The sequence below is a fragment of the Variovorax sp. GW821-FHT09D04 genome, assembly GCF_059416405.1.
Window position 1 is genome coordinate 716222 of the sequence record NZ_JBWKPA010000003.1, and the last position, 19938, is coordinate 736159.

Genomic DNA, 19938 nt, shown 5'->3' on the forward strand with positions numbered 1-19938 from the left:
GTCGATTCTTTTAGTTGTCTGCTACGGAGATTTGCATCAGCGCCGAGCGGTCCAGCACGACCAGTCCGGCCGGCTCGATCCGAATGGTGCCCTCGCGCTCCATCGTCTTGAGTTCCTGGTTGACCCGCTGGCGCGAGGCGCCGAGCAGCTGCGCGAGTTCTTCCTGCGCCAGTTGCAGGCCGATGCGCGTCTGGCTGCCGTCGTCCAGGCTGGGCACGCCGTAGCTGCGCACCAGATGAATGAGTTGCTTGGCCAGGCGTGCGCGCAAGGGCAGGGTGTTGAGGTCTTCCACCAGCCCGAACAGCGTGCGGATGCGTCGCGCCTGCAGCCGCATCAGCGCTTCGTACAGCTCGACGTGCGTGGCCAGGATCTTCTGGAAGTCGGCGCGCGCCACGCACAGCACGGTGGTGTCGCCGTGCGAGTACGTGTCGTGCGTGCGCCGCTCCCCGTCGAACATCGCCACGTCGCCGAACCAGATGCCCGGCTCGACGTAGGTCAGCGTCACCTGCTTGCCCGACACCGCGGTCGAGCTCACGCGCAACGCCCCCTTGGCACAGGCGATCCAGTGCTCGGGCGGGTCGCCGCGCGCGGCGAGCAGGTCGCCGTCCTTGTAGCGTTTGACAAAGGCGCATCGGAGGATGTCGTGCCGTAGCGATGGAGATAGGGAAGAAAACCAGCGACCACTGTTGATCGCTTCACGTTCTTCGATGGTAAGAATGGGGTCGTCCATGGTCTGTCCTCTCGGCGACTGAAAAGCTGTGGGGTGTCTCGGGAGCGACGCCGTCAGGCGTCACTCGTAGCGTGGCGGTGTCTTGTCGAGGAACGCGGCGATGCCGATGCCCGCGTTCGCGTGGTGCAGGTTGCGCACGAAATGATCGCGCTCCTGCGATAGCTGCGACGCCAGTGTGGCGCCGCGCGCGTCGCTCAGCAGCTCCTTGATGCTGGCCAGCGAGTTCGGTGCGCGCGCGTTCAGGCGGGTGGCCAGGGCCAGCGCGCCGGCCAGCGCCTGTCCGCTGTCGGTGAGCTCGTTGACGAGGCCGAAGGCATGCAGGCGCGCGGCCTCGATGCGCTCGCCGTTCATCAGCCATTCGCTCGCCAGCTGGCGCGGCAGCGCCTGCCCGAGGTGCCAGCTGAGGCCGCCGTCGGGCGACAGCGCCACGTTGCTGTACGAGGCAGCGAACACGGCGTCGCGCGCGGCCACCACGAAGTCGCAGGCCAGCGCGAGCGAGAAGCCGGCGCCGGCCGCCGCGCCCTCGACGGCCGCGATGACCGGTTTGGGGAAGGTGCGGATCGAGTCGATCCAGTTGTGCAGGCCCTCGATGCTCTCGGCCTGCACCGAGCGGTCGAGCTGGCGGTTGGCCAGCAGCCGCTGCAGCGAGCCACCGGCGCAGAACCAGGCGCCTTCGCCCACGATGACGACGCTGCGGATCTCGTCGCTGCTCTCGGCGCCGTTCAGCGCCTCGATGCCGGCGGCATAGATCTCGGGGCCCAGTGCATTGCGCTGGGTCGGGTTGACGATGGTCAGCACCATGGTGCTGCCTTCGCTGGTGCTCTTGAGTTCGGCGGTCATGGTGTGCGTGCTTATTCTTCTTCGTGCAGCAGGCTCAGGCCCAGCGCGCCGCGGCGGCGCAGCCACGGGCTCGGGCGATAGCGCGGATCGCCATACACGGTCTGCAGGTTGAACAGCACTTCGAGCATGTTGGTCGGCCCGTAGAGGTTGCCCATGGCGAGCGGACCGCGCGGGTAGCCCAGGCCCAGCTGCACGGCGGTCTCGAGGTCGGCCGGCGTGCACACGCGCTGCTGGCACATGTCGGCGGCGATGTTGACGATGGCGCCGATCACGCGCTGCGTGACGAAGCCACCGCTGTCGCGGATCACGCTCACGGCCTTGCCGTCGCGCGCGAAGAGGGCGTGCGCGGCGTCGCGCACGTCGCGGCGCGTGGCCGGGTTGGTGGCCAGCACGCGGCGCTTGGTGGCGGCGTCGTCGATCAGCATGTCGATGCCGACGGTGCGCGTGGCGTCCAGCCGCTCGACCGCCGCGACCGTCGTCACGTCGAAGCCCAGCGGCGCGACCAGGATGATCGACTGCGGTGCGGGAGCGCTCCCGCTGTCGATCTGCGCACCCAGCGTGTTCACCAGGCGCAGCAGCTCGGCGCGGCGCGCGGCGCGCGGCGACACCCAGACCGCGGGCGTGCCTTCGATCACCGGCGCCGGCGCTTCGGGCGTTTGCTGCATCACGCCGTCTTCATAGCGGTAGAAGCCTTCGCCGGTCTTGCGGCCGAGTGCGCCGGCGGCCAGGCGCTGCGCGGTGATCACGCTGGGTCGGAAGCGCGGCTCTTCGAAGTACTGGTGGTAGATCGACTCCATCACCGGGTGCGACACGTCGAGTGCCGTGAGGTCGAGCAGCTCGAACGGGCCGAGGCGAAAACCCGCCTGGTCCTTCAGGATGCGGTCGATGGTGGCGAAGTCGGCCACGCCTTCGCCGACGATGCGCAGCGCCTCGGTGCCGTAGCCGCGGCCCGCGTGGTTGACGATGAAGCCGGGCGTGTCCTGCGCCTGCACGGCGCTGTGGCCCATCTGCGTGGCATAGCCGGCCAGCTTCTGGCAGACCTCGGGCGAGGTCTTGAAGCCCGCCACCACCTCGACCACCTTCATCAGCGGCACGGGGTTGAAGAAGTGAAAGCCCGCAAAGCGCGCGGGGTGCTGCAGGCCGGCCGCGATGGCCGTGACCGACAGCGACGAGGTGTTGGTGACCAGCGTGGCCGTGGGCGCGACCACGTCTTCGAGCTCGCGGAACAGCGTGCGCTTGACCTCGAGGTTTTCGACGACCGCCTCGACCACGAGGTCGCAGCCCGCGAGCGCCTGCATGCCGTCGACCGCCTTCACGCGCGCCACGTAGGCGTCGCGCGTGGGGGCGTCGATCTTGCCCTTCTCGTGGAGCTTGTTCCATTGGGCGGCGAGGGCCTCGCGGCCACGCTCGGCGGCGTCTGCGAAGCTGTCGAGCAGCAGCACTTCGCTGCCGGCCTGGGCGGCGATCTGCGCGATGCCGCGCCCCATGGCGCCGGCGCCGATCACGCCGATTCGGGGGTAGTTCACTGTCATGGGATCAAGGTTCTCATGGGTTGGTGGGTGTCCGGGGCGGCCACGCCGGCGCGGGTGCGCGACGCGGACGAAAGCTCCGATTTTGCAATCTCGCGGGAGGCCCGCGCCCCGGGTGTTACGCGGGGCATCGGAATCAGGCCGGGCGGCGGCTGCGGTCGATGGCGATGCTCAAGCCCATGGCCAGCAGCATCAGTGCAAGACCGACCCGGCTCATCCACTCGGTGGCGTCGTTCGCCAGCAGCCAGCCGCCCAGCGCCGCACCCAGGGCCTGGCCGATGTAGATGCCCGAGCTGTTGAGCGCCACCGAGCCCGGCGCCAGGGCGGGCGCCAGCCCCACGAGGCGCGCCTGCTGCGAGGAGTTGGTGGCAAAGCAGCCCAGGCCCCAGGGCACGAGCACCACCGCCAGCCACGCCAGCGTGCTGGCCAGCGGCCACAGCAGCAGGCTCAGCGCGATCAGCCCGGTCGTCAGCAGCACCATGCGCCCGGCGCCGACGCGGTCGATGTAGCGGCTCACCACCATGTTGCCCAGCAGGCCGAAGGCGCCGAACAGCGCCCACATCAGGCTCAGCGTGTTGGCATCGGCGCCGAAGCCCTGCTTGAGCAGCGGGCCGAAGTAGCTGAACAGCACGAACTGGCCGACGCCCTGCAGCGCCGTGACCGACACGATGCCCATCAGCACCGGGCTGCGTAGCACCCGCGACCAGGCGGCGGCCGTGAGCGCGGCGGGCCGGATGCCGCTGGGCAGCGTGAGCCAGACCGAGGCGGCGCTTACGACGCTGAGCGCCGCGATGGCCATGAAGGCCATGCGCCAGCCCAGGTGGCCGCCGATCAGCGCGCCGATCGGCAGGCCCAGCACCGAGGCCACCGACCAGCCGAGAAAGACGAAGGTGACGGCGCGCCCGCGCTGCTCGGGCGGCACCAGCATGCCGGCGCAGGCCGCGGCCTGGGGCGTGAAGATGGCGGGCGCGATCACCGTCAGCATGCGCACCGGCAGCAGCGCGCCGAAGCTGGGCACGAGCGCCGCGGCGACATGCCCTGCGGCGTACCAGAGCAGGGTGAGGGCCAGCAGCTTGCGGCGGTCCCAGCCGGCGACCGCGGCGGCCAGCAGCGGGGCGCCCAAGCACATCACGAAGGCGGCCGCGCTGATCAGCTGGCCTGCGGTGGCGACCTTGATGGCCAAGGAGGCGCTGATCTCATTGAGGGTGCCGGGCACGACCATCACGCCCGTGCCGATCACGAAATTGCCGGCCAGCAGCGCCCAGAGCGCGCCTCGCTGCGGCGCGGGCCGGCTCATGCGCTCACCGCCGGACCTGCAGCGCGCCGGGGTTCACGATGTTCGTGGGGTTGCCCTTGATGAAGCTCACGACGTTGTCGAACGCCTGGCCGAAGTAGCTCTCGTAGCTTTCCTGCTCGACGTAGCCGATGTGCGGCGTGCAGATGCAGTTCTCCAGGCGCAGCAGCGCATGGCCCTGCAGCGGCGGCTCGCTCTCGAACACGTCGATGGCCGCCAGCCCGGGGCGGCCGCGGTTGAGCGCGGCCAGCAGGGCATCGGCTTCGACCAGCTCGGCGCGCGAGGTGTTGACGAACAGCGCCGTCGGCTTCATGCGCGAGAGGTCTTCGAGCTTGACGAGGCCCTGGGTGTCCTCGTTGAGCCGCAGGTGCACCGACAGCACGTCGGCCGCGGCGAAGAATTCGTGGCGGCTCTGTGCCACCTGGAAGCCGTCGGAGCGCGCCTTGGCGCAGCTGGCCTCGCGGCCCCAGATCACGACCTGCATGCCGAAGGCCTGCCCGTAGCGCGCCACCAGTTGGCCGATGCGGCCGTAGCCCCAGATGCACAGCGTCTTGCCCTTGAGCACCGAGCCCACGCCGAAATTCGGCGGCATCGACGCCGACTTGAGGCCCGACTGTTGCCAGGCCCCGTGCTTGAGGTTGCTGATGTACTGCGGCAGGCGGCGCATGGCCGCCATGATCAGCGCCCAGGTGAGTTCGGCGGGGGCCTGCGGCGAGCCCGAGCCTTCGGCCACCGCCACACCGCGTTCGGTGCAGGCCGTGACGTCGATGTGGCCGCCGACGCGCCCGGTCTGGGAAATCAGCTTGAGCTTGGGCAGCTTCTCGATCAGTTGGCGGGATATCTGGCTGCGCTCGCGGATGAGCACGATGACGTCCGCATCCTTGAGGCGAACCGACAGTTGGCCGATGCCCTTGACCGTGTTGGTGTAGACCTTGGCGGCATAGGCGTCCAGTTTGGCGGCGCACTGCAGCTTGCGCACGGCGTCCTGGTAATCGTCGAGGATCACAATGTTCATGGCATGCCATTGTGCCTCGCAGCATCGGCACGTCGCACGTGTGAACGTTTGGATACCCGGCGCCGGATGGCGCCCGGGAGGCCTGTTTCAGGCCGATTCCAGTGAATCCGCCGTGCTCACGAGGGGGGCGCGGATTGCGCGGGCACGGCGGGTTCGTTGGCACTTTCTCAGTGCAGGTGGCTGGGGCGGGGCGCGCCGCTGCCGGTTTCCGCAGCTTCCAGTGCGGCGAGCCGGTCGAGTTCGGCGCACACGTCGGCCATGCGGCCGGAAATCACGACCCGGTTGGCGCAGCCGCGCTGCGAGCCTTGCCGGTCGACCACGCGGACCACGCGCAGCGGGCGGGCGGGCGTGGCGGCAGTGGATGGCGATGTGGCCGGCGCTGGGCTGCCAGCGGTGCGTGCCGTGCAGGCCGGGCGAATGGCCACGTAGCGCAAGCCGGCCGCTGCGTCGCCGCTCTCACCATGCGAAGGGCGGCGGGCGGGCATCCAGCGGGTGGCCAGCGATTGCAGGGGCGACCAGAGGTCGGCGATGGCGAGGAGGGCGATTCCCATGTGAACTCCAAAAAAGTATGAGGTTGAACACAGGCAGGATTTCTTGAATCGGCCACGACAGGGTGATGGCGACTTCGCGCCATACGCCCGCCACCTGTCGCGGCCGGATGAGGTGCTGCTTGTGGGCAGCAGGCCCGGGGCCTACATCAGCATCGTGTTGCGGATGAGGCCGACCGCGAGGCCTTCGATTTCGAAGGGCTCGCCGGGCTGGACGATGATGGTCGGGTAGTCGGGGTTCTCGGCGTGCAGCTCGATCACCTGCTTGTTGCGCTTCAGGCGCTTCACGGTGACTTCTTCGCCCAGGCGGGCCACCACGATCTGGCCGTTGCGCGCTTCCTTCGTGGCCTGCACGGCGAGCAGGTCGCCGTCCATGATGCCGGCGTCGCGCATCGACATGCCGCGCACCTTGAGCAGGTAGTCGGGCTGGCGCTGAAACAGCGTGTTCTCGACGTAGTAGGTCTGGTCGACGTGCTCCTGCGCGAGGATGGGCGAACCTGCCGCGACGCGGCCGATGAGCGGCAGCGCGAGCTGGGCCATGCCGGGCAGCGAAAGCGAGAACTGGTTGCCTTCGCGGTGGCGCGTTTCGTGGAGCGAGCGCAGGGCATCGCCCTTGAGGCGGATGCCGCGCGAGGTGCCGCTGACGAGTTCGATCACGCCCTTGCGGGCCAGGGCCTGCAGGTGCTCCTCGGCGGCGTTGGCCGACTTGAAGCCCAGCTCGTTGGCGATTTCGGCGCGCGTGGGCGGCGCACCGGTGCGTGCGATGGCGGCCTGGATCAGGTCCAGGATCTGCTGCTGGCGGGCGGTAAGCTTCACTGCGAACTGCATAGTGGTTTCCTTGCGGCACTGGCTAGATATCCAGTACCTGTATTTTTAACCAGTTTTCAAAAGTTGACAAGCCATGACTCATTCCTCTTCGTCCGAGACGCGCCGCGTGGTGGTGCTGGGCACCGGCGGCACCATTGCCGGCAAGGCTGCCAGCAGCGGCGACAACATCGGCTACACCGCCGGGCAGGTGGGGGTGGCGGACCTGCTGGGCGGCATCGAGGCGCCGGCCGGCGTGACGCTGGTGGCGGAGCAGGTCGCGCAGCTCGACAGCAAGGACATGGACGCCGACACCTGGCGCCAGCTGGCCGCACGCTGCGCACACTGGCTGGCGCAGCCTGATGTGGCCGGCATCGTGATCACGCACGGCACCGACACGCTGGAAGAGACCGCCTTCTTCCTGCACGCGGTGCTGGCGCCAGCCAAGCCGGTGGTGCTGACCTGCGCGATGCGCCCGGCGACGGCCCTGTCGCCCGATGGCCCGCAGAACGTCCGCGACGCACTCGCTGTTGCCTCGACACCCGGTGCACGGGGCGTGACGGTGGTGTGCGCGGGCACGATCCACAGCGGCGCCGATGTGCAGAAGGTGCACACCTACCGCCTCGATGCCTTCGCGTCGGGCGACGCGGGGCCGGTCGGCTATGTGGAAGAGGGCGAAGTACGGCGCGTGCGTGCGTGGCCGCAGGGCGCGCCGTTCCATGCGGCGCGGCTGGAGGCGGTGTCGAAGCCGTGGCCCCGCGTCGAGATCGTCATGAGCCACGCGGGCGCGAGCGGTGCGATCGTGGAGGCGTTGCTGCTCCCGTCGACTGAGCCCTTGCGCGGCCTGGTCGTGGCCACGACCGGCAACGGCACCGTGCACCACGCGCTGGAAGCCGCAGCGCTGAAGGCGCAGGACGGCGGTGTGGCGGTGCTGCGCGCCACGCGCTGCGCGAACGGACGCATCCTGCCGAAACCCGGTGACGGGCTGCGGGACGCGGGCGCACTCACGCCGGTGAAGGCGCGGGTTGCGCTGGTGCTGGAACTCTTGGGAGTGGCCGCCCTGCCGGAGGCGGAGGGCGGCTAGGAGAAAGAGGCTGACGAATCAGCCTCTGAATCAGCTGTTCAGTGCGGCAAGCGCGCGCTGCGTGATCTCGTCGACCGTGCCCACGCCCTGGATGGCGCGGTACTTCGGCGCGGCGGCCGGGTCGGTCTTGGCCCAGGCCGAGTAATAGTCGACCAGCGGACGGGTCTGCTGGCTGTAGACGTCGAGCCGCTTGCGCACGGTCTCTTCCTTGTCGTCTTCGCGCTGGATCAGCTCTTCACCGGTCACGTCGTCCTTGCCTTCCACCTTCGGCGGATTGAACTTGACGTGGTAGGTGCGGCCCGAGGCCGGGTGCGAGCGGCGGCCGCTCATGCGTTCGATGATGTCGCCGAAGGGCACGTCGATCTCGAGCACGTAGTCGAGCTTGACGCCGGCCGCCTTCATGGCGTCGGCCTGCGGAATGGTGCGCGGGAAGCCGTCGAACAGGAAACCGCCGTCGCAGTCGGGCTGCGCGATGCGTTCCTTCACGAGGTTGATGATCAGGTCGTCGCTGACCAGTGCACCCGAATCCATGATCGTCTTGGCCTGCAGCCCGAGGGGGGTGCCTGCCTTGACCGCGGCGCGCAACATGTCGCCGGTGGAGATTTGGGGAATGCCGTATTTCTGGCAGATGAAGGTCGCTTGCGTGCCTTTGCCTGCTCCGGGCGCGCCCAGCAAAATAAGTCTCATGGTGTCCTCGGAAGGTTCTTAGATTTTGTGTCGCGCCCCATGCGCGCCCTCAGGCGCGCCGAGGCGGAATTGCATTGAGGATAGCATGCGTCCCCGTGACAAATTGCCGCCGTCTCCCTCGGGGCGGCCTGCAACTCACGCAGGCGAGCCGGCCGCGAAGACGGCGCGCACGCGTGCCAGGTCTTCGGGCGTGTCGATCCCGGGGCCCGGTGCCACATCGCTCACGTGCACCGCGATGCGGTGTCCGTGCCACAGCGCGCGCAACTGTTCGAGCGCCTCGGTGGCTTCGACGGGGGCGGGCGACAGCAACGGAAATTGCCGCACGAAGCCTGCGCGATAGCCGTAGATGCCGATGTGGCGCAGCGGTGCGGGGCTGGGCAGCACCGACGGCGCCGCGCCGCCCGACGAGCCGTCGCGCCACCAGGGGATCGGCGCGCGGCTGAAATACAGCGCATGGCCTTGTGCATCGAGCACGGCCTTCACCACGTTCGGGTTCATGAAGTCGGCCAGCGAGTCGATCGCATGGACGGCGGTGCTCATCGCGGCCTGCGGGCGCGCGGCCAGCGTGGCGGCCACGGCGTCGATCAGCGCGGGGTCGATCAGCGGCTCGTCGCCCTGCACGTTGACGACGATCGCGTCACCGTCGAGTCCGAGCTGTTCGCAGGCTTCGGCCAGCCGGTCGGTGCCGCTGGGGTGGTCCTGGCGGGTGAGCAGGGCCTCGATGCCGTGCGCCTTGCAGGCGTCGATGATGGCGGCGTCGTCGCCGGCCACCACCACGCGGGCGGCGCCGGACTGGCGGGCACGTTGCGCCACGCGCACGACCATCGGCAGTCCGGCGATGTCGGCCAGCGGTTTGTTGGGAAGTCGCGTCGAAGCCAGCCGGGCCGGCACCAGAACGGTGAAGCTCACAGGCCCAGCTCTTCGTCGGACAGCGTGCGGGCCTCGTTCTCGAGCAGCACCGGGATGCCGTCGCGCACCGGGTAGGCCAGGCGCGCGCTGCGCGAGCAGAGTTCCTGCTTCTCGGCGTTCCAGGTCAGCGGGCCCTTGGTGACGGGGCAGACGAGCAGTTCAAGCAGCTTGGTATCCATCGGGCGATGATAGCTTTGCGTCGAGGGCGGCGAAGAACGCCGGCGAGGGTTCGAAGTGCAGCGGCACGGCGAGCGCGTCGGGCGCATGCTGCCAGAGCTTGACGGCGTCTTTTTCCGTGCAAATTAGGGGCAGGGCGGGACCGGCCGGACGTTGCCAGCCGGTGAAGTCGTGGTGATCGGGCAGTGCGAAGGTGTCCGCGAGCGTCAGGCCGCGTGCACGCAGCATCGTGAAGAAGGCCTTCGGCCGCGCGATGGCGGCGAGCGCGATCACGGGCTGGCCGGCGAGCGTGTCGAGCGGGATGCGCCGGCCGTCCTTCGCGAGGGCGTACGGCGCCAGTTCGCGGGTGGCGGTGTAGCCCTCGGCGAAGGCGGGCCGCTCGCCGCTGTGCAGCAGCAGGTCGCAATGGCGCGGCCAGGGTTCGCGCAGGGGGCCGGCGGGCAGCAGCCAGCCGTTGCCGACACCGCGGTCGTCGAACACGCAGATCTCGATGTCGCGCGCCAGCGCCAGGTGCTGAAGGCCGTCGTCGCTGACGATTGCTTGGGTGGCTGGGTGCTGTTCGAGCAGGGCGCGTGCGGCCTCGATGCGCTGCCGGGCCACGAAGACCGGCGCGCCGGTGGCATGGTGGATCAGCGCGGGTTCGTCGCCGACGTCCTGCGGATCGCTGTCGGCCTGGACTTCACGGCAGTCGTCGGTGCGGCGGCCGTAGCCGCGCGACACCACGCCCACCCGCAGGCCACGCGCCTGAAGGTGGCACACGACGGCCATCACGACCGGTGTCTTGCCGGCTCCACCCGCGATCACATTGCCGACCACGATCACGGGTACCGGCACGCGTCCGGTTTTCTGCCAACCCCATCGGTAGAAGGCGCGCCGCAGCGCGAAGAGGGCGCCGTAGACCTGCGACAGCGGCCACAGCAGGCAGGCCAGCGCACCGCGGCGCAGCCAGGCATCCTGCAGCCGCGCGCCGGTCGACACTCAGTGACCGGCCTGGGCCGTCGACTGGGCGGCGAAGGTGATCTGCATCAGGCCGGCACGGCGTGCGGCCTCCATCACCGTCACCACGGCCTGGTGCGGGCTGGCGGCATCGGCGCTGATGATCACGACGCTGTCCTTGCCGCCGGTGGCGGCGGCGCCGAGCGCGGCCGCCACGGTGTCGACGCTGCGGTCCGCCAGCGGCGACTTGTTGATCACGTAGCGGCCATCAGCCGACACCGCCACGATCACCTCTTTCGGGTAGTCGCGCTGCGCGTCGACGTCCGCCGTCGGCAGCCGCAGCTGCATCTCGGTGAACTTGCTGTAGGTGGTCGACAGCATCAGGAAGATCAGCACGACCAGCAGCACGTCGATGAACGGGATCAGGTTGATCTCCGGCTCGTCGCGCGCGCCGTGGCGAAACTGCATGCGGCCCCGAGTCATAGGCTCACCCCCAGGCTGCGCGCACTTCGTGTCGCTACGCCAACCCCCTTCCGGGGGCGACACCTGCGGCCCGGCGAAGCCGGTTCCGCGGTGTCCCTGGTGTGGCGGCCGTCGGTTGCTGCGATGGCCGTCATTTGCGAAGTGCGTTCAAGTGGCGCGCAAAGCGCTCGCCCGAGAGTTCGAGGTTCAGCAGGTACTCGTCGACGCGGCTGCGGAAGTAGCGCCAGAAGATCAGCGTGGGGATGGCCACGATCAGGCCGAAGGCCGTGTTGTACAGCGCGATCGAAATGCCGTGCGCCAGCTGCGCCGGATTGCCCGAACCGACGGCACCGCTGCCGGGCGACTGCGAGCCGAAGATCTCGATCATGCCGATCACCGTGCCCAGCAGGCCGAGCAGCGGCGCGGCCGAGGCGATGGTGGCCAGCGCCGGCAGGTAACGTTCCAGCTTGTGCGCCACGGTGCGGCCCGAGGCCTCCATGGCGGCGCGCAGGTCTTCTTCGGTGCAGCGCGGGTTGGCGTTCAGCGCGCGCAGGCCGGCGGCCAGCACTTGGCCGAGCATCGAGTTGCTTTCCAGTTTGGTCACGACATCCGGGCCGGGAACCGCGCCGCGCGACACGGTGATGGTCTCGTCCAGCAGCTTCGGCGGCAGGACCTTGACGGTCTTGAGGCTGGTGAAACGTTCAATGACCAGCGCGAGTGCGATGACCGAACAGGCGAGCAATGGCCAGATTGGCCAGCCCGCGGCAACAATGATGGAAAACAAGAAAATCCTCCGGCCCGTAGACTGCAAATGCGCGGCGATTATCCACCGAGCCACCATCGGCTCGCGGCTTGTTTGCGTGTCGGCAAGGACGCACAGATTCTGTGGATAACTTTGTGATTAACCCATCGCGCAATGTCTCCGAACCCGCATGGGACGGGCTTTCCGTTAGATCGATTGAATTTTGAGCAGCACTTTTTTTAATGAAATCAACAGCTTGCACGAGAACTCGTGCATCTGTTCCACCATACCCCTCCAAAGTGGGGGGCGCGGCGCCCGTTGTGGAAGAGTGGCGCTCGGCGGCGGAGGGGCGCGATGAGCTTCAGGGAGCCGAATGCCGCGCCCGGGCCGCGCGTGTGGGCCGTGGGCGCGCTGTGCCGCGCGGTGGCCGATGCGCTCGATGCGCGTTTCAACCCGGTCTCGGTGCGCGGGGAAATCTCCGGTTTCTCGCGCGCGTCGAGCGGCCATTGCTATTTCTCGCTCAAGGACGAATCCGGCCAGCTGCGCTGCGCGATGTTCCGTCGCGCGGCGAGTCTGCTCGACTTCACGCCGCGCGACGGCGACCAGGTCGAGGTGCGCGGTCGGCTGGCGGTGTACGAACCGCGCGGCGATCTGCAACTGGTGGTCGAAAGCCTGCGGCGCGCGGGGCAGGGCGCGCTGTTCGAGCAGTTCCTGCAGCGCAAGGCACGCCTCGAGGCCGAAGGTCTGTTCGACCCGGCGCGCAAACGCGCGCTGCCCTCCATGCCGCGTGCCGTGGGCGTTGTCACCTCGCTGGGGGCCGCGGCGCTGCATGACGTCGTGACCGCGCTGCGGCGGCGCGTCCCACATATTCCCGTGGTGCTGGCGCCGGCGGCAGTGCAGGGCGCCAACGCGCCGGCCGAACTGGTGCGCGCCTTGCAGTCGCTCTACACGCTGGAGCCGGCCGTCGACGTGATCCTGCTGGTGCGCGGTGGCGGCTCCATCGAGGACCTCTGGGCCTTCAACGACGAAACGCTGGCGCGCACCATCGTGCAGAGTCCCGTGCCGGTGATCAGCGGCGTGGGGCACGAAACCGATTTCACCATCGCCGATTTCTGTGCCGACCTGCGCGCGCCGACGCCGACGGCTGCCGCCGAACTCGTCAGCGCGCCGCGCGACCTGTGGCTCGGCGCGCTCGACCTGCTCGACGAGCGGCTCGGCGATGCGCTGGGCGGGCGGCTCGACGTGCTCGGCCAACGGCTGGACCAGGCGGCCGCGCGGCTGGGCCGCCCATCGGGCCTGGTCGCGCGCCAGCAGTTGCGGCTGGCGCACCACGCGCAGCGGCTGCACTACGCGGTGCTGTCGCGTCGGGAGCGATTGGCGCAGGTGCCGCAGGTCATCGCCACCGATTTCTCCGCGAAGTTCGCGCGTTCGCTGACGCAGCGGCGCGAGCGACTCGAGCGCGTGGCCCTGCGCCTGCGCCTGCTCGACCCGGCTCTGGTGCTGCAGCGCGGCTATGCCTTGCTGACCGATGGCGAAGGCCGTGCGGTCGTCAGCGCAGGCAGCCTGCAGGCCGGCGATGCCGTGGTCGCACGCCTTTCCGATGGCTCAATCGACCTGACCGTGACGCCCGGCGGCGCGACGGGAACACGTCTGACGCCGCCCCCCTGATTACTTCCTAGAATCCTTCATTCCCCACAACCAACCCACGAGAAAAAACCATGGAACATGTGCTCCCACCCCTGCCGTACGCCATCGACGCGCTGGCCCCCGAGTATTCGAAGGAAACGCTCGAGTACCACCACGGCAAGCACCACAACGCCTACGTGGTGAACCTGAACAACCTGCAAAAGGGCACCGAGTTCGAAGCGATGACGCTCGAAGAGATCGTCAAGAAGTCCAGCGGCGGCATCTACAACAACGCCGCCCAGATCTGGAACCACACCTTCTTCTGGAACTGCATGAAGCCGCAAGGCGGCGGCGCACCCACCGGCGCGCTGGCCAAGGCCATCGACGCCAAGTGGGGCAGCTACGACGCCTTCAAGGAAGCCTTCGTGAAGTCGGCCGTCGGCAACTTCGGTTCGGGCTGGACGTGGCTGGTGAAGAAGGCCGACGGTTCGGTGGACATCGTGAACACCGGCGCCGCCGGCACGCCGCTGACCACCGCCGACACCGCGCTGCTGACGGTGGACGTGTGGGAACACGCGTACTACATCGACTACCGCAACCTGCGCCCGAAGTTCGTCGAAACCTTCCTGGCCAAGCTGGCCAACTGGGACTTCGCGGCGAAGAACTTCGGCTGAAGCCGGACCTGGCGCTTGCCATGAAAAAAGCCGACCTGCGGGTCGGCTTTTTTACGGGTGCTGAGTTGCTCAGCGCTTGGCGGTCGAGAACAGCTCTCCGCCCAGCTTTGCGCCCTTCTTGATGTTCTTCTTGGCGAACCAGCCCTGGTTCATCTCGAGCACGTAGCGCACCGGCTCTTCGGAGCAATGCGAGTTCTCGGTCATCGGCTGCATGTCGACCAGATTGACGATGCGGCCATCGTCGGCCACGAAGGCGGCGGTCAGCGGCAACAGGGTGTTGCGCATCCAGAAGCACTGCGTGGCCGGCTGCTCGAAGACGAAGATCATGCCTTCGGCTTGCGGCATCGTCTTGCGGAACATCAGGCCGATCTCGCGCTCGCGGGGCGATTGCGCCACCTGCGCATCGATCTTGTAGAGGCCGACCGACAACTGCGTGCGTGCCAGATCGGTTTGGGGTTGCGGTTGGATTTGCTGCTGCGCGTGGGCCGGCGCCAAGAAGGACGCGGACACCAGAAGCAGCGCGGCGAGACGCTGAAACATCGGATGACTCTTTCGGGGCCAGGACACACGAGTTCGGCCCGTGACCAATAAAAATGCCCGCTGAAGCGGGCATTGCCGGGAGCTCGAAAGCTTACACCTTCTTGGCGGCCGCGTGGGCCTTGGAGACGTGACGCACCTTGTGCTTCTTGACCGTGTGCTTGGCCTTGGCCTTGTGGACCGCGGGAGCGGCCGGCGCTGCGGGCGCGGGTTCGGCGGCTTGGGCGAATGCACCGGCTGCGAAGAGGCCGGCGACCAGGGCTGCGATCAGCTTGTTCATGAGAAATCCTTTGAGATTGTTGATATGGATCACCTCCCTGCGGAAGGCCTCCATTCAACGGACCTCAAGAACCCCGGTTGACAGTGGTTGAACAAAACTGCGAACGAAAAAAAGCGCTCCGGAGAGCGCTTTTCTTAGGGGGACAGACCAGCTTACTTGGCGCCGGGCATGTCAGGCGTGCCGCCTTGCGTGGCCTTGCGCTTCACGCTGCCGTCCTTGTTGCGACGACGATCGTCGCGGGTCTTGGCGCGCTTTTCGCCAGCAACGCCAGCCTTGTCGGCACCGAAGGCGCCGCCTTCAGGCGTCTTGGCGATGTCGCCAGCAGCGGGAGCCACTTGACCAGCGGGCTTGGCTTCCTTCTTGGCTTCAGCGCGAGCTTGCGGCTTGCTGTTGGTCGCGTTGCCTTGTTCGGGCGTGGTACCGGCCGGGTTCTGGGCGTACGCGCCAGCGGCGAACAGGCCAGCGATCATGACTGCGAGAAGTTTGCTCATTGATGATTCCTCTATCGAGAATTGGTTGGAAACGCCTCCCGGCGAGCAGAAGGTCAGCCAGTAACGGGCTCTATCGCCCTACGGTTGACAATTGTCCGCTGATGGGTTGCGTCTAAAATGTACAGCGATTTGTTAGCGCGCTGTACAGCGATTCTCCCTCGCTGTCTGAATTCGCAGACAGTCGTTCGAATTACGTCACTCCCGGAGTCAAGCCCCCTCATGTCCAGCTATCAGCACATCAAAGTCCCGACCGAAGGCCAGAAGATCACGGTCAACGCTGACAATTCGCTCAATGTGCCCGATCAGCCGATCATTCCGTTCATCGAAGGCGACGGCACCGGGCTGGACATCACGCCGGTGATGCTCAAGGTGGTGGACGCCGCAGTGGCCAAGGCCTACGGCGGCAAGAAGAAGATCCACTGGATGGAGGTCTACGCCGGCGAGAAGTCGACCAAGGTCTACGGCCCCGACGTCTGGCTCCCCGAGGAAACCCTGCATGCGGTGCGCGACTACGTGGTGTCCATCAAGGGCCCGCTGACCACGCCCGTCGGCGGCGGCATCCGCTCGCTGAACGTGGCGCTGCGCCAGGAACTCGACCTGTACGTCTGCCTGCGGCCCATCCAGTACTTCGAGGGCGTGCCCAGCCCGGTGCGCGAGCCGCACAAGACCAACATGGTCATCTTCCGCGAGAACTCGGAAGACATCTACGCCGGCATCGAGTTCGAAGCCGAAAGCGACAAGGCCAAGAAGCTCATCAAGTTCCTGCAGGACGAGATGGGCGTCAAGAAGATCCGCTTCCCCAACACCTCGGGCATCGGCGTCAAGCCCGTCTCGCGCGAAGGCACCGAGCGCCTCGTGCGCAAGGCCTTCCAGTACGCGATCGACAACGACAAGCCGAGCGTGACCCTGGTCCACAAGGGCAACATCATGAAGTTCACCGAAGGTGGCTTCCGTGACTGGGGCTACAACCTGGCTGCCAAGGAATTCGGCGCCGAGCTGATCGACGGAGGTCCGTGGATGAAGTTCAAGAACCCCAAGACGGGCAAGGAAATCACCGTCAAGGACAGCATCGCCGATGCGTTCCTGCAGCAGATCCTGCTGCGCCCTGCGGAATACAGCGTGATCGCCACGCTGAACCTCAACGGCGACTACGTGTCCGACGCGCTGGCCGCACAGGTCGGTGGCATCGGCATCGCACCGGGTGCGAACCTGAGCGACACCGTCGCCATGTTCGAGGCCACCCACGGCACGGCCCCCAAGTACGCCGGTAAGGACTATGTGAACCCGGGTTCCGAGATCCTGTCCGCCGAAATGATGCTGCGCCACATGGGCTGGACCGAAGCGGCCGACCTGATCATCAGCTCGATGGAAAAATCGATCGCCAGCAAGAAGGTCACCTATGACTTCGCGCGCCTGATGGACGGCGCGACGCAAGTGAGCTGCTCTGGCTTCGGTCAGGTCATGATCGACAACATGTAATTGCGATCGCTGACGTCGAGAAACGTCGGCCCCTTATCAAGCCCTCGAGCTTCCGAAAGGACTCGAGGGTTTTTTCTTGCTTGTCGCCCTCGCGATATCGTTAGTGAATTACCTCCTTTGTGCTCTGAACGTAAGGAGCTGCGGGCAAACATCACAGATCAATAGGCTCCGTCCTTCGTTTAACTATTGGTAGAAACTGTGCTGTGTTTGCCTCGCGGCGAGCCGCCAGAATCGCGCCCATTCCAAGAAGCATAGGGGGCGCGAAGTGGGGAAAAAGAACGCAGGAATCTGCCTGGCAACAGGGGGCCTCGCAGACGACCCGATCGAACAGGGCGTGCACGCTGCACGGCAGATCGCGCAATGACGATCTCTCGGCGAGCGCTGTTCGGCAAGCTCAACCTCACTTTGTTTCGCGGCATTGAATCCGCCACCGCCTTTGCCAAGCTGCGCGGCAATCCCTATGTCGAACTGACGCACTGGATTCACCAGCTCTGGCAGCTCAACGACAGCGACCTGCACCGCATCTGCCGGCACTACCAGATCGACGCGCAAGCCATCGAGAAAGACTTCGCATCGGCCTTGTCCAGCTTGCCATCGGGTGCCACCTCGCTGACCGATTTCTCCAGTCACATCGAAGCTGCCATCGAGCGCGCGTGGGTGCTCTCGAGTCTCGAGTTCGGCGCGCATTGCGTGCGTGGTGCTTGGTTGTTTGCTGCGCTGCTTCAGACGCCTGACCTGCGGCGCGTGCTTCTTGGCATCTCGCCTGCATTCCAGCGAATCCCTGCAGATCAACTGACGGAGGCCATCGGTGCCATCGTGGTCGGCTCCCCCGAAGGGCAGGAAGGACCGCACGATGGCGCCGGTCTGCTATCAGCGCTGCCTGGTGAAGCCAGCGCCGCGCTCGCCGATGCGGCGTTGGATGGAAAGTCGGCGTTGCGGCGCTACTGCACGGATCTGACCGAGCGCGCGTCTCAAGGGCAGATCGATCCGGTCATCCTGCGCAGCCAGGCTCAACTGCAGCTCGACCGCATCATGGGGTTGATGGCGATGCAGGTCAGCGAGCCCTGCAAGCGCGGCGTGGAAGGGCGATACCCGCAGGAGCGAGCGTGCCGGTCGCGCCAGGGGACACGCTGGAACTCGGACTGTTGCGTTTCACGGTCGAGCAAGGCGCCCCGGCCGACGTGAGGCAGCCGGGCACGCAGGCGCCTGGTCGGCGCGGGTCCGCCGATGCCGAGCGAGGCGCGGCGTCGCACACGCCTGCGTCCGACGCGCCACCTTTCGATTTGCGTGTGCTGGCCTTCAACGACCGTCCGGAGGGCGGCGAGCGCGACGAGCACGTGGATGTGCTGGCGAACCCCTTCGGCGTTCTCGACATCGCGGGGGCGCAGCCGTCGCCCGTTGCCGATGTCCTGGCGGGGCTTCTCGGTGATGCGCCCGCGGCTGGGCAAGCGCGACCTGCGGCGAGCCCGCCGGCCCGTGGCGATGGCCGCCCGGCCAGCCTGCTCGACGAACTGCACGAGGAGTTCGTCCGCGTCGTGCGCGATCCCGCTCAACTCTCGGGGCGTGTCGACTGGGAGGGCCTGCTGGCATCGGGCAACGAAGCCGCGCCCACGCTCGATGACTTGCGCCGGCAGGCCGAGCCGTACCCGTTGCTGCGCGACATCCTGCTGCCGCGCGAGGGCATCGACCGGATCATCGAAGACTTCGAGCCCCTCGTGAGATCAGGCTTGCTCGACCAGGAGGTGCCCGAGGACGTGCTGGGCCTGTTCGCCCCGGAACTGGCGCGCGACAGCCGTGCGCCATTGCCCAGCCTGACACGGCAAGAGCACCATGACCTGTCGCCTGACAGCCATCTTCACCTGGGGTCGACAACGCCGCACCGCGTGGACAGCGACGAAGGCGAGGGGAAGCCATGACGAAATCCCCGGAAGCTGCCCCCGGCAGGACACTTCAAGACATGCTGGGACGATTGCGGCGTGCGCCGTGGAGGTTCGGCTTCCTGTCCCTGTTGAGGCGCTTCGGCGCGTCCCACCTGCAGCATCCCCCCGTCGGCTTGGCCAAGCGCCCTCAGCAGGAGCCGTTCCGGCTGGGGCAGGCGGCAGCCTTGACCTTCGCGCCGCGCGAAATCGCCAGCGTGGTGCTGCCCGGCGAGTCGGAGCGTCGGGTGCCGGGAGCGTCGCCGACGCGGTCCGGCAACAACCCGACGCTGCCGGTCGTGCGCCTGTACGGCCTCGGGCTCCTGGGCCCCAACGGCCCGTTGCCGCTGCACTACACCGAACTGGTGCGAGACCGCACGGAAAACCACAACGACAGCACCCTGGCGGACTTTCTCGACCTGTTCCATCACCGCTACCTGACGCACATGTACCGGGCGTGGGCGCAAGGGCAGGCCGCTGCCGGGCTCGACCGGTCGGAGGACGAGGCGTTCAGCCGCTACATCGCACGCCTGACAGGGCACGACCCGCTCGAGATCTGCGATTCGGTGCTGCCCGCGCACGCCCGGTTGGCAGCCTCGACCCACCTGGCCCGCGAAGCCCGCAATCCCGACGGGCTGGCCGCCACGCTGGCGCACTTTTTCACCGTGCCCGTGCAGCTGCAGGAATTCGTGCGCCACTGGATCCGGATCGATCCCGAGGACCAGAGTCACCTGGGGCGCGCGCGGACCTCCAGCATCATGGGCGTCGGAGCCATGGCGGGGGAGGTCGTGGCCGACCGGCAGAACAAGTTCCGGCTCGTGCTCGGCCCGCTGAGCCTGGAGCAGTACCTGCGTTTCACCCCGCAGGGGCAGGATCTGGACTTGCTCGTCGAATGGGTGCGCGGCTTTGTCGGCTACGAATTCGTCTGGGAGGTGGAACTGCGAGTACGCAACGACAGCACCCCGCCGGCACGGCTCGATGATGCCGAGAAGCTCGGGTGGTCTACCTGGCTCGGCGGTTCCGGCAGCGCGGAAGACGGGCGGCCTGCCGTCGATGCGCCGCGTTCGACGCCCGGCTACACCGTCGGCATGGTGTTCGAGCCCGAGGCGTACATCGGCTCGCGTCATCACGGCCAGGCGACGGCAGCACGCTGAATTTTTCCCTTCGAGAAACCTGCT

At 67.5% G+C, this 19938-nt stretch carries 23 protein-coding genes; 7 read left to right on the forward strand and 16 right to left on the reverse strand.

Going from position 1 to position 19938, the window contains the following annotated elements; all coding sequences use genetic code 11:
• Nucleotides 1–10: 10 nt before the first annotated feature.
• The 7 genes from AC07O4_RS13665 to lexA all read right to left on the reverse strand — a co-directional run bounded on the left by AC07O4_RS13665 (nt 11) and on the right by lexA (nt 6784).
• Complete coding sequence (locus AC07O4_RS13665; RefSeq protein ID WP_056581250.1) at nt 11–730, reverse strand: Crp/Fnr family transcriptional regulator; 720 nt, start codon at nt 728–730, stop codon at nt 11–13.
• Nucleotides 731–790: 60 nt separating this feature from the next.
• Nucleotides 791–1570: an oxepin-CoA hydrolase, alternative type gene (locus AC07O4_RS13670; protein WP_062471537.1), complete on the reverse strand. Its 780-nt coding sequence runs from the start codon at nt 1568–1570 to the stop codon at nt 791–793.
• Between the two features lie 11 nt (nt 1571–1581).
• Nucleotides 1582–3102 (reverse strand): 3-hydroxyacyl-CoA dehydrogenase, encoded by a 1521-nt coding sequence (locus AC07O4_RS13675; RefSeq protein WP_495304804.1) that lies wholly within the window; start codon nt 3100–3102, stop codon nt 1582–1584.
• 133 nt (nt 3103–3235) lie between these two features.
• A complete protein-coding gene (locus AC07O4_RS13680) occupies nt 3236–4396 on the reverse strand; it encodes an MFS transporter (protein WP_495304805.1) in 1161 nt (386 codons plus the stop codon).
• A gap of 4 nt (nt 4397–4400) precedes the next feature.
• Nucleotides 4401–5408 (reverse strand): D-2-hydroxyacid dehydrogenase family protein, encoded by a 1008-nt coding sequence (locus AC07O4_RS13685; protein WP_495304806.1) that lies wholly within the window; start codon nt 5406–5408, stop codon nt 4401–4403.
• Nucleotides 5409–5575: 167 nt separating this feature from the next.
• Complete coding sequence (locus AC07O4_RS13690) at nt 5576–5959, reverse strand: hypothetical protein (protein WP_495304807.1); 384 nt, start codon at nt 5957–5959, stop codon at nt 5576–5578.
• 141 nt (nt 5960–6100) lie between these two features.
• Entirely contained in the window at nt 6101–6784 is a 684-nt protein-coding gene (gene lexA, locus AC07O4_RS13695; protein ID WP_056581233.1) for a transcriptional repressor LexA, read from the reverse strand.
• 73 nt (nt 6785–6857) lie between these two features.
• Here lexA and AC07O4_RS13700 point away from each other — a divergent pair, with 73 nt between their 5' ends.
• Complete coding sequence (locus AC07O4_RS13700) at nt 6858–7844, forward strand: asparaginase (RefSeq protein ID WP_495304808.1); 987 nt, start codon at nt 6858–6860, stop codon at nt 7842–7844.
• 30 nt (nt 7845–7874) lie between these two features.
• Here AC07O4_RS13700 and adk read toward each other — a convergent pair whose 3' ends face one another.
• From adk to AC07O4_RS13730, 6 genes are all read right to left on the reverse strand, one after another.
• Nucleotides 7875–8531, reverse strand: a complete 657-nt coding sequence (gene adk / locus AC07O4_RS13705) for an adenylate kinase (protein ID WP_487847034.1) — start codon at nt 8529–8531, stop codon at nt 7875–7877.
• Between the two features lie 135 nt (nt 8532–8666).
• Nucleotides 8667–9440, reverse strand: a complete 774-nt coding sequence (gene kdsB, locus AC07O4_RS13710) for a 3-deoxy-manno-octulosonate cytidylyltransferase (protein ID WP_495304809.1) — start codon at nt 9438–9440, stop codon at nt 8667–8669.
• Nucleotides 9437–9619 (reverse strand): Trm112 family protein, encoded by a 183-nt coding sequence (locus AC07O4_RS13715; protein ID WP_013541700.1) that lies wholly within the window; start codon nt 9617–9619, stop codon nt 9437–9439. The genes kdsB and AC07O4_RS13715 overlap by 4 nt, the downstream gene beginning before the upstream one ends.
• Nucleotides 9600–10595 (reverse strand): tetraacyldisaccharide 4'-kinase, encoded by a 996-nt coding sequence (gene lpxK, locus AC07O4_RS13720; protein WP_495304810.1) that lies wholly within the window; start codon nt 10593–10595, stop codon nt 9600–9602. The genes AC07O4_RS13715 and lpxK overlap by 20 nt, the downstream gene beginning before the upstream one ends.
• Complete coding sequence (locus tag AC07O4_RS13725; protein ID WP_062471507.1) at nt 10596–11021, reverse strand: ExbD/TolR family protein; 426 nt, start codon at nt 11019–11021, stop codon at nt 10596–10598.
• A 145-nt stretch (nt 11022–11166) separates the two neighbouring features.
• Nucleotides 11167–11799, reverse strand: coding sequence for a MotA/TolQ/ExbB proton channel family protein (locus AC07O4_RS13730; RefSeq protein WP_070060550.1), 633 nt, complete (start codon nt 11797–11799; stop codon nt 11167–11169).
• Between the two features lie 312 nt (nt 11800–12111).
• Here AC07O4_RS13730 and xseA point away from each other — a divergent pair, with 312 nt between their 5' ends.
• Nucleotides 12112–13425, forward strand: coding sequence for an exodeoxyribonuclease VII large subunit (gene xseA / locus AC07O4_RS13735; RefSeq protein WP_492741143.1), 1314 nt, complete (start codon nt 12112–12114; stop codon nt 13423–13425).
• A 50-nt stretch (nt 13426–13475) separates the two neighbouring features.
• Entirely contained in the window at nt 13476–14057 is a 582-nt protein-coding gene (locus AC07O4_RS13740; protein WP_095745206.1) for a superoxide dismutase, read from the forward strand.
• Between the two features lie 69 nt (nt 14058–14126).
• On the opposite strand, the gene AC07O4_RS13745 is transcribed toward AC07O4_RS13740, so the two are convergent.
• The 3 genes from AC07O4_RS13745 to AC07O4_RS13755 all read right to left on the reverse strand — a co-directional run bounded on the left by AC07O4_RS13745 (nt 14127) and on the right by AC07O4_RS13755 (nt 15365).
• On the reverse strand, nt 14127–14597 hold the full coding sequence (locus tag AC07O4_RS13745) for a DUF192 domain-containing protein (protein WP_492741142.1): 471 nt from the start codon (nt 14595–14597) through the stop codon (nt 14127–14129).
• Between the two features lie 91 nt (nt 14598–14688).
• Nucleotides 14689–14874: a hypothetical protein gene (locus AC07O4_RS13750; RefSeq protein WP_062471496.1), complete on the reverse strand. Its 186-nt coding sequence runs from the start codon at nt 14872–14874 to the stop codon at nt 14689–14691.
• 152 nt (nt 14875–15026) lie between these two features.
• Nucleotides 15027–15365: a hypothetical protein gene (locus AC07O4_RS13755; RefSeq protein WP_062471494.1), complete on the reverse strand. Its 339-nt coding sequence runs from the start codon at nt 15363–15365 to the stop codon at nt 15027–15029.
• Nucleotides 15366–15584: 219 nt separating this feature from the next.
• Here AC07O4_RS13755 and icd point away from each other — a divergent pair, with 219 nt between their 5' ends.
• The 4 genes from icd to tssG all read left to right on the forward strand — a co-directional run bounded on the left by icd (nt 15585) and on the right by tssG (nt 19914).
• A complete protein-coding gene (icd, locus tag AC07O4_RS13760; RefSeq protein ID WP_062471491.1) occupies nt 15585–16844 on the forward strand; it encodes an NADP-dependent isocitrate dehydrogenase in 1260 nt (419 codons plus the stop codon).
• Between the two features lie 360 nt (nt 16845–17204).
• Nucleotides 17205–18029, forward strand: a complete 825-nt coding sequence (locus AC07O4_RS13765) for a Clp protease N-terminal domain-containing protein (RefSeq protein ID WP_495304811.1) — start codon at nt 17205–17207, stop codon at nt 18027–18029.
• Nucleotides 17990–18760, forward strand: a complete 771-nt coding sequence (locus AC07O4_RS13770) for a TagK domain-containing protein (protein WP_495304812.1) — start codon at nt 17990–17992, stop codon at nt 18758–18760. Before AC07O4_RS13765 ends, AC07O4_RS13770 begins: the two co-directional genes overlap by 40 nt.
• Entirely contained in the window at nt 18757–19914 is a 1158-nt protein-coding gene (gene tssG / locus AC07O4_RS13775) for a type VI secretion system baseplate subunit TssG (RefSeq protein ID WP_495304813.1), read from the forward strand. The genes AC07O4_RS13770 and tssG overlap by 4 nt, the downstream gene beginning before the upstream one ends.
• The last annotated feature ends 24 nt before the right edge of the window (nt 19915–19938 follow it).

Bases quoted from the DNA above. Each gene is read 5' to 3' on its own strand.
- AC07O4_RS13665 (WP_056581250.1), bottom strand. From the start codon at position 730: ATGGACGACCCCATTCTTACCATCGAAGAACGTGAAGCGATCAACAGT.
- AC07O4_RS13670 (WP_062471537.1), bottom strand. From the start codon at position 1,570: ATGACCGCCGAACTCAAGAGCACCAGCGAAGGCAGCACCATGGTGCTG.
- AC07O4_RS13675 (WP_495304804.1), bottom strand. From the start codon at position 3,102: ATGACAGTGAACTACCCCCGAATCGGCGTGATCGGCGCCGGCGCCATG.
- AC07O4_RS13680 (WP_495304805.1), bottom strand. From the start codon at position 4,396: ATGAGCCGGCCCGCGCCGCAGCGAGGCGCGCTCTGGGCGCTGCTGGCC.
- AC07O4_RS13685 (WP_495304806.1), bottom strand. From the start codon at position 5,408: ATGAACATTGTGATCCTCGACGATTACCAGGACGCCGTGCGCAAGCTG.
- AC07O4_RS13690 (WP_495304807.1), bottom strand. From the start codon at position 5,959: ATGGGAATCGCCCTCCTCGCCATCGCCGACCTCTGGTCGCCCCTGCAA.
- lexA (WP_056581233.1), bottom strand. From the start codon at position 6,784: ATGCAGTTCGCAGTGAAGCTTACCGCCCGCCAGCAGCAGATCCTGGAC.
- AC07O4_RS13700 (WP_495304808.1), top strand. From the start codon at position 6,858: ATGACTCATTCCTCTTCGTCCGAGACGCGCCGCGTGGTGGTGCTGGGC.
- adk (WP_487847034.1), bottom strand. From the start codon at position 8,531: ATGAGACTTATTTTGCTGGGCGCGCCCGGAGCAGGCAAAGGCACGCAA.
- AC07O4_RS13715 (WP_013541700.1), bottom strand. From the start codon at position 9,619: ATGGATACCAAGCTGCTTGAACTGCTCGTCTGCCCCGTCACCAAGGGC.
- AC07O4_RS13725 (WP_062471507.1), bottom strand. From the start codon at position 11,021: ATGCAGTTTCGCCACGGCGCGCGCGACGAGCCGGAGATCAACCTGATC.
- xseA (WP_492741143.1), top strand. From the start codon at position 12,112: ATGAGCTTCAGGGAGCCGAATGCCGCGCCCGGGCCGCGCGTGTGGGCC.
- AC07O4_RS13740 (WP_095745206.1), top strand. From the start codon at position 13,476: ATGGAACATGTGCTCCCACCCCTGCCGTACGCCATCGACGCGCTGGCC.
- AC07O4_RS13745 (WP_492741142.1), bottom strand. From the start codon at position 14,597: ATGTTTCAGCGTCTCGCCGCGCTGCTTCTGGTGTCCGCGTCCTTCTTG.
- AC07O4_RS13750 (WP_062471496.1), bottom strand. From the start codon at position 14,874: ATGAACAAGCTGATCGCAGCCCTGGTCGCCGGCCTCTTCGCAGCCGGT.
- AC07O4_RS13755 (WP_062471494.1), bottom strand. From the start codon at position 15,365: ATGAGCAAACTTCTCGCAGTCATGATCGCTGGCCTGTTCGCCGCTGGC.
- icd (WP_062471491.1), top strand. From the start codon at position 15,585: ATGTCCAGCTATCAGCACATCAAAGTCCCGACCGAAGGCCAGAAGATC.
- AC07O4_RS13765 (WP_495304811.1), top strand. From the start codon at position 17,205: ATGACGATCTCTCGGCGAGCGCTGTTCGGCAAGCTCAACCTCACTTTG.
- tssG (WP_495304813.1), top strand. From the start codon at position 18,757: ATGACGAAATCCCCGGAAGCTGCCCCCGGCAGGACACTTCAAGACATG.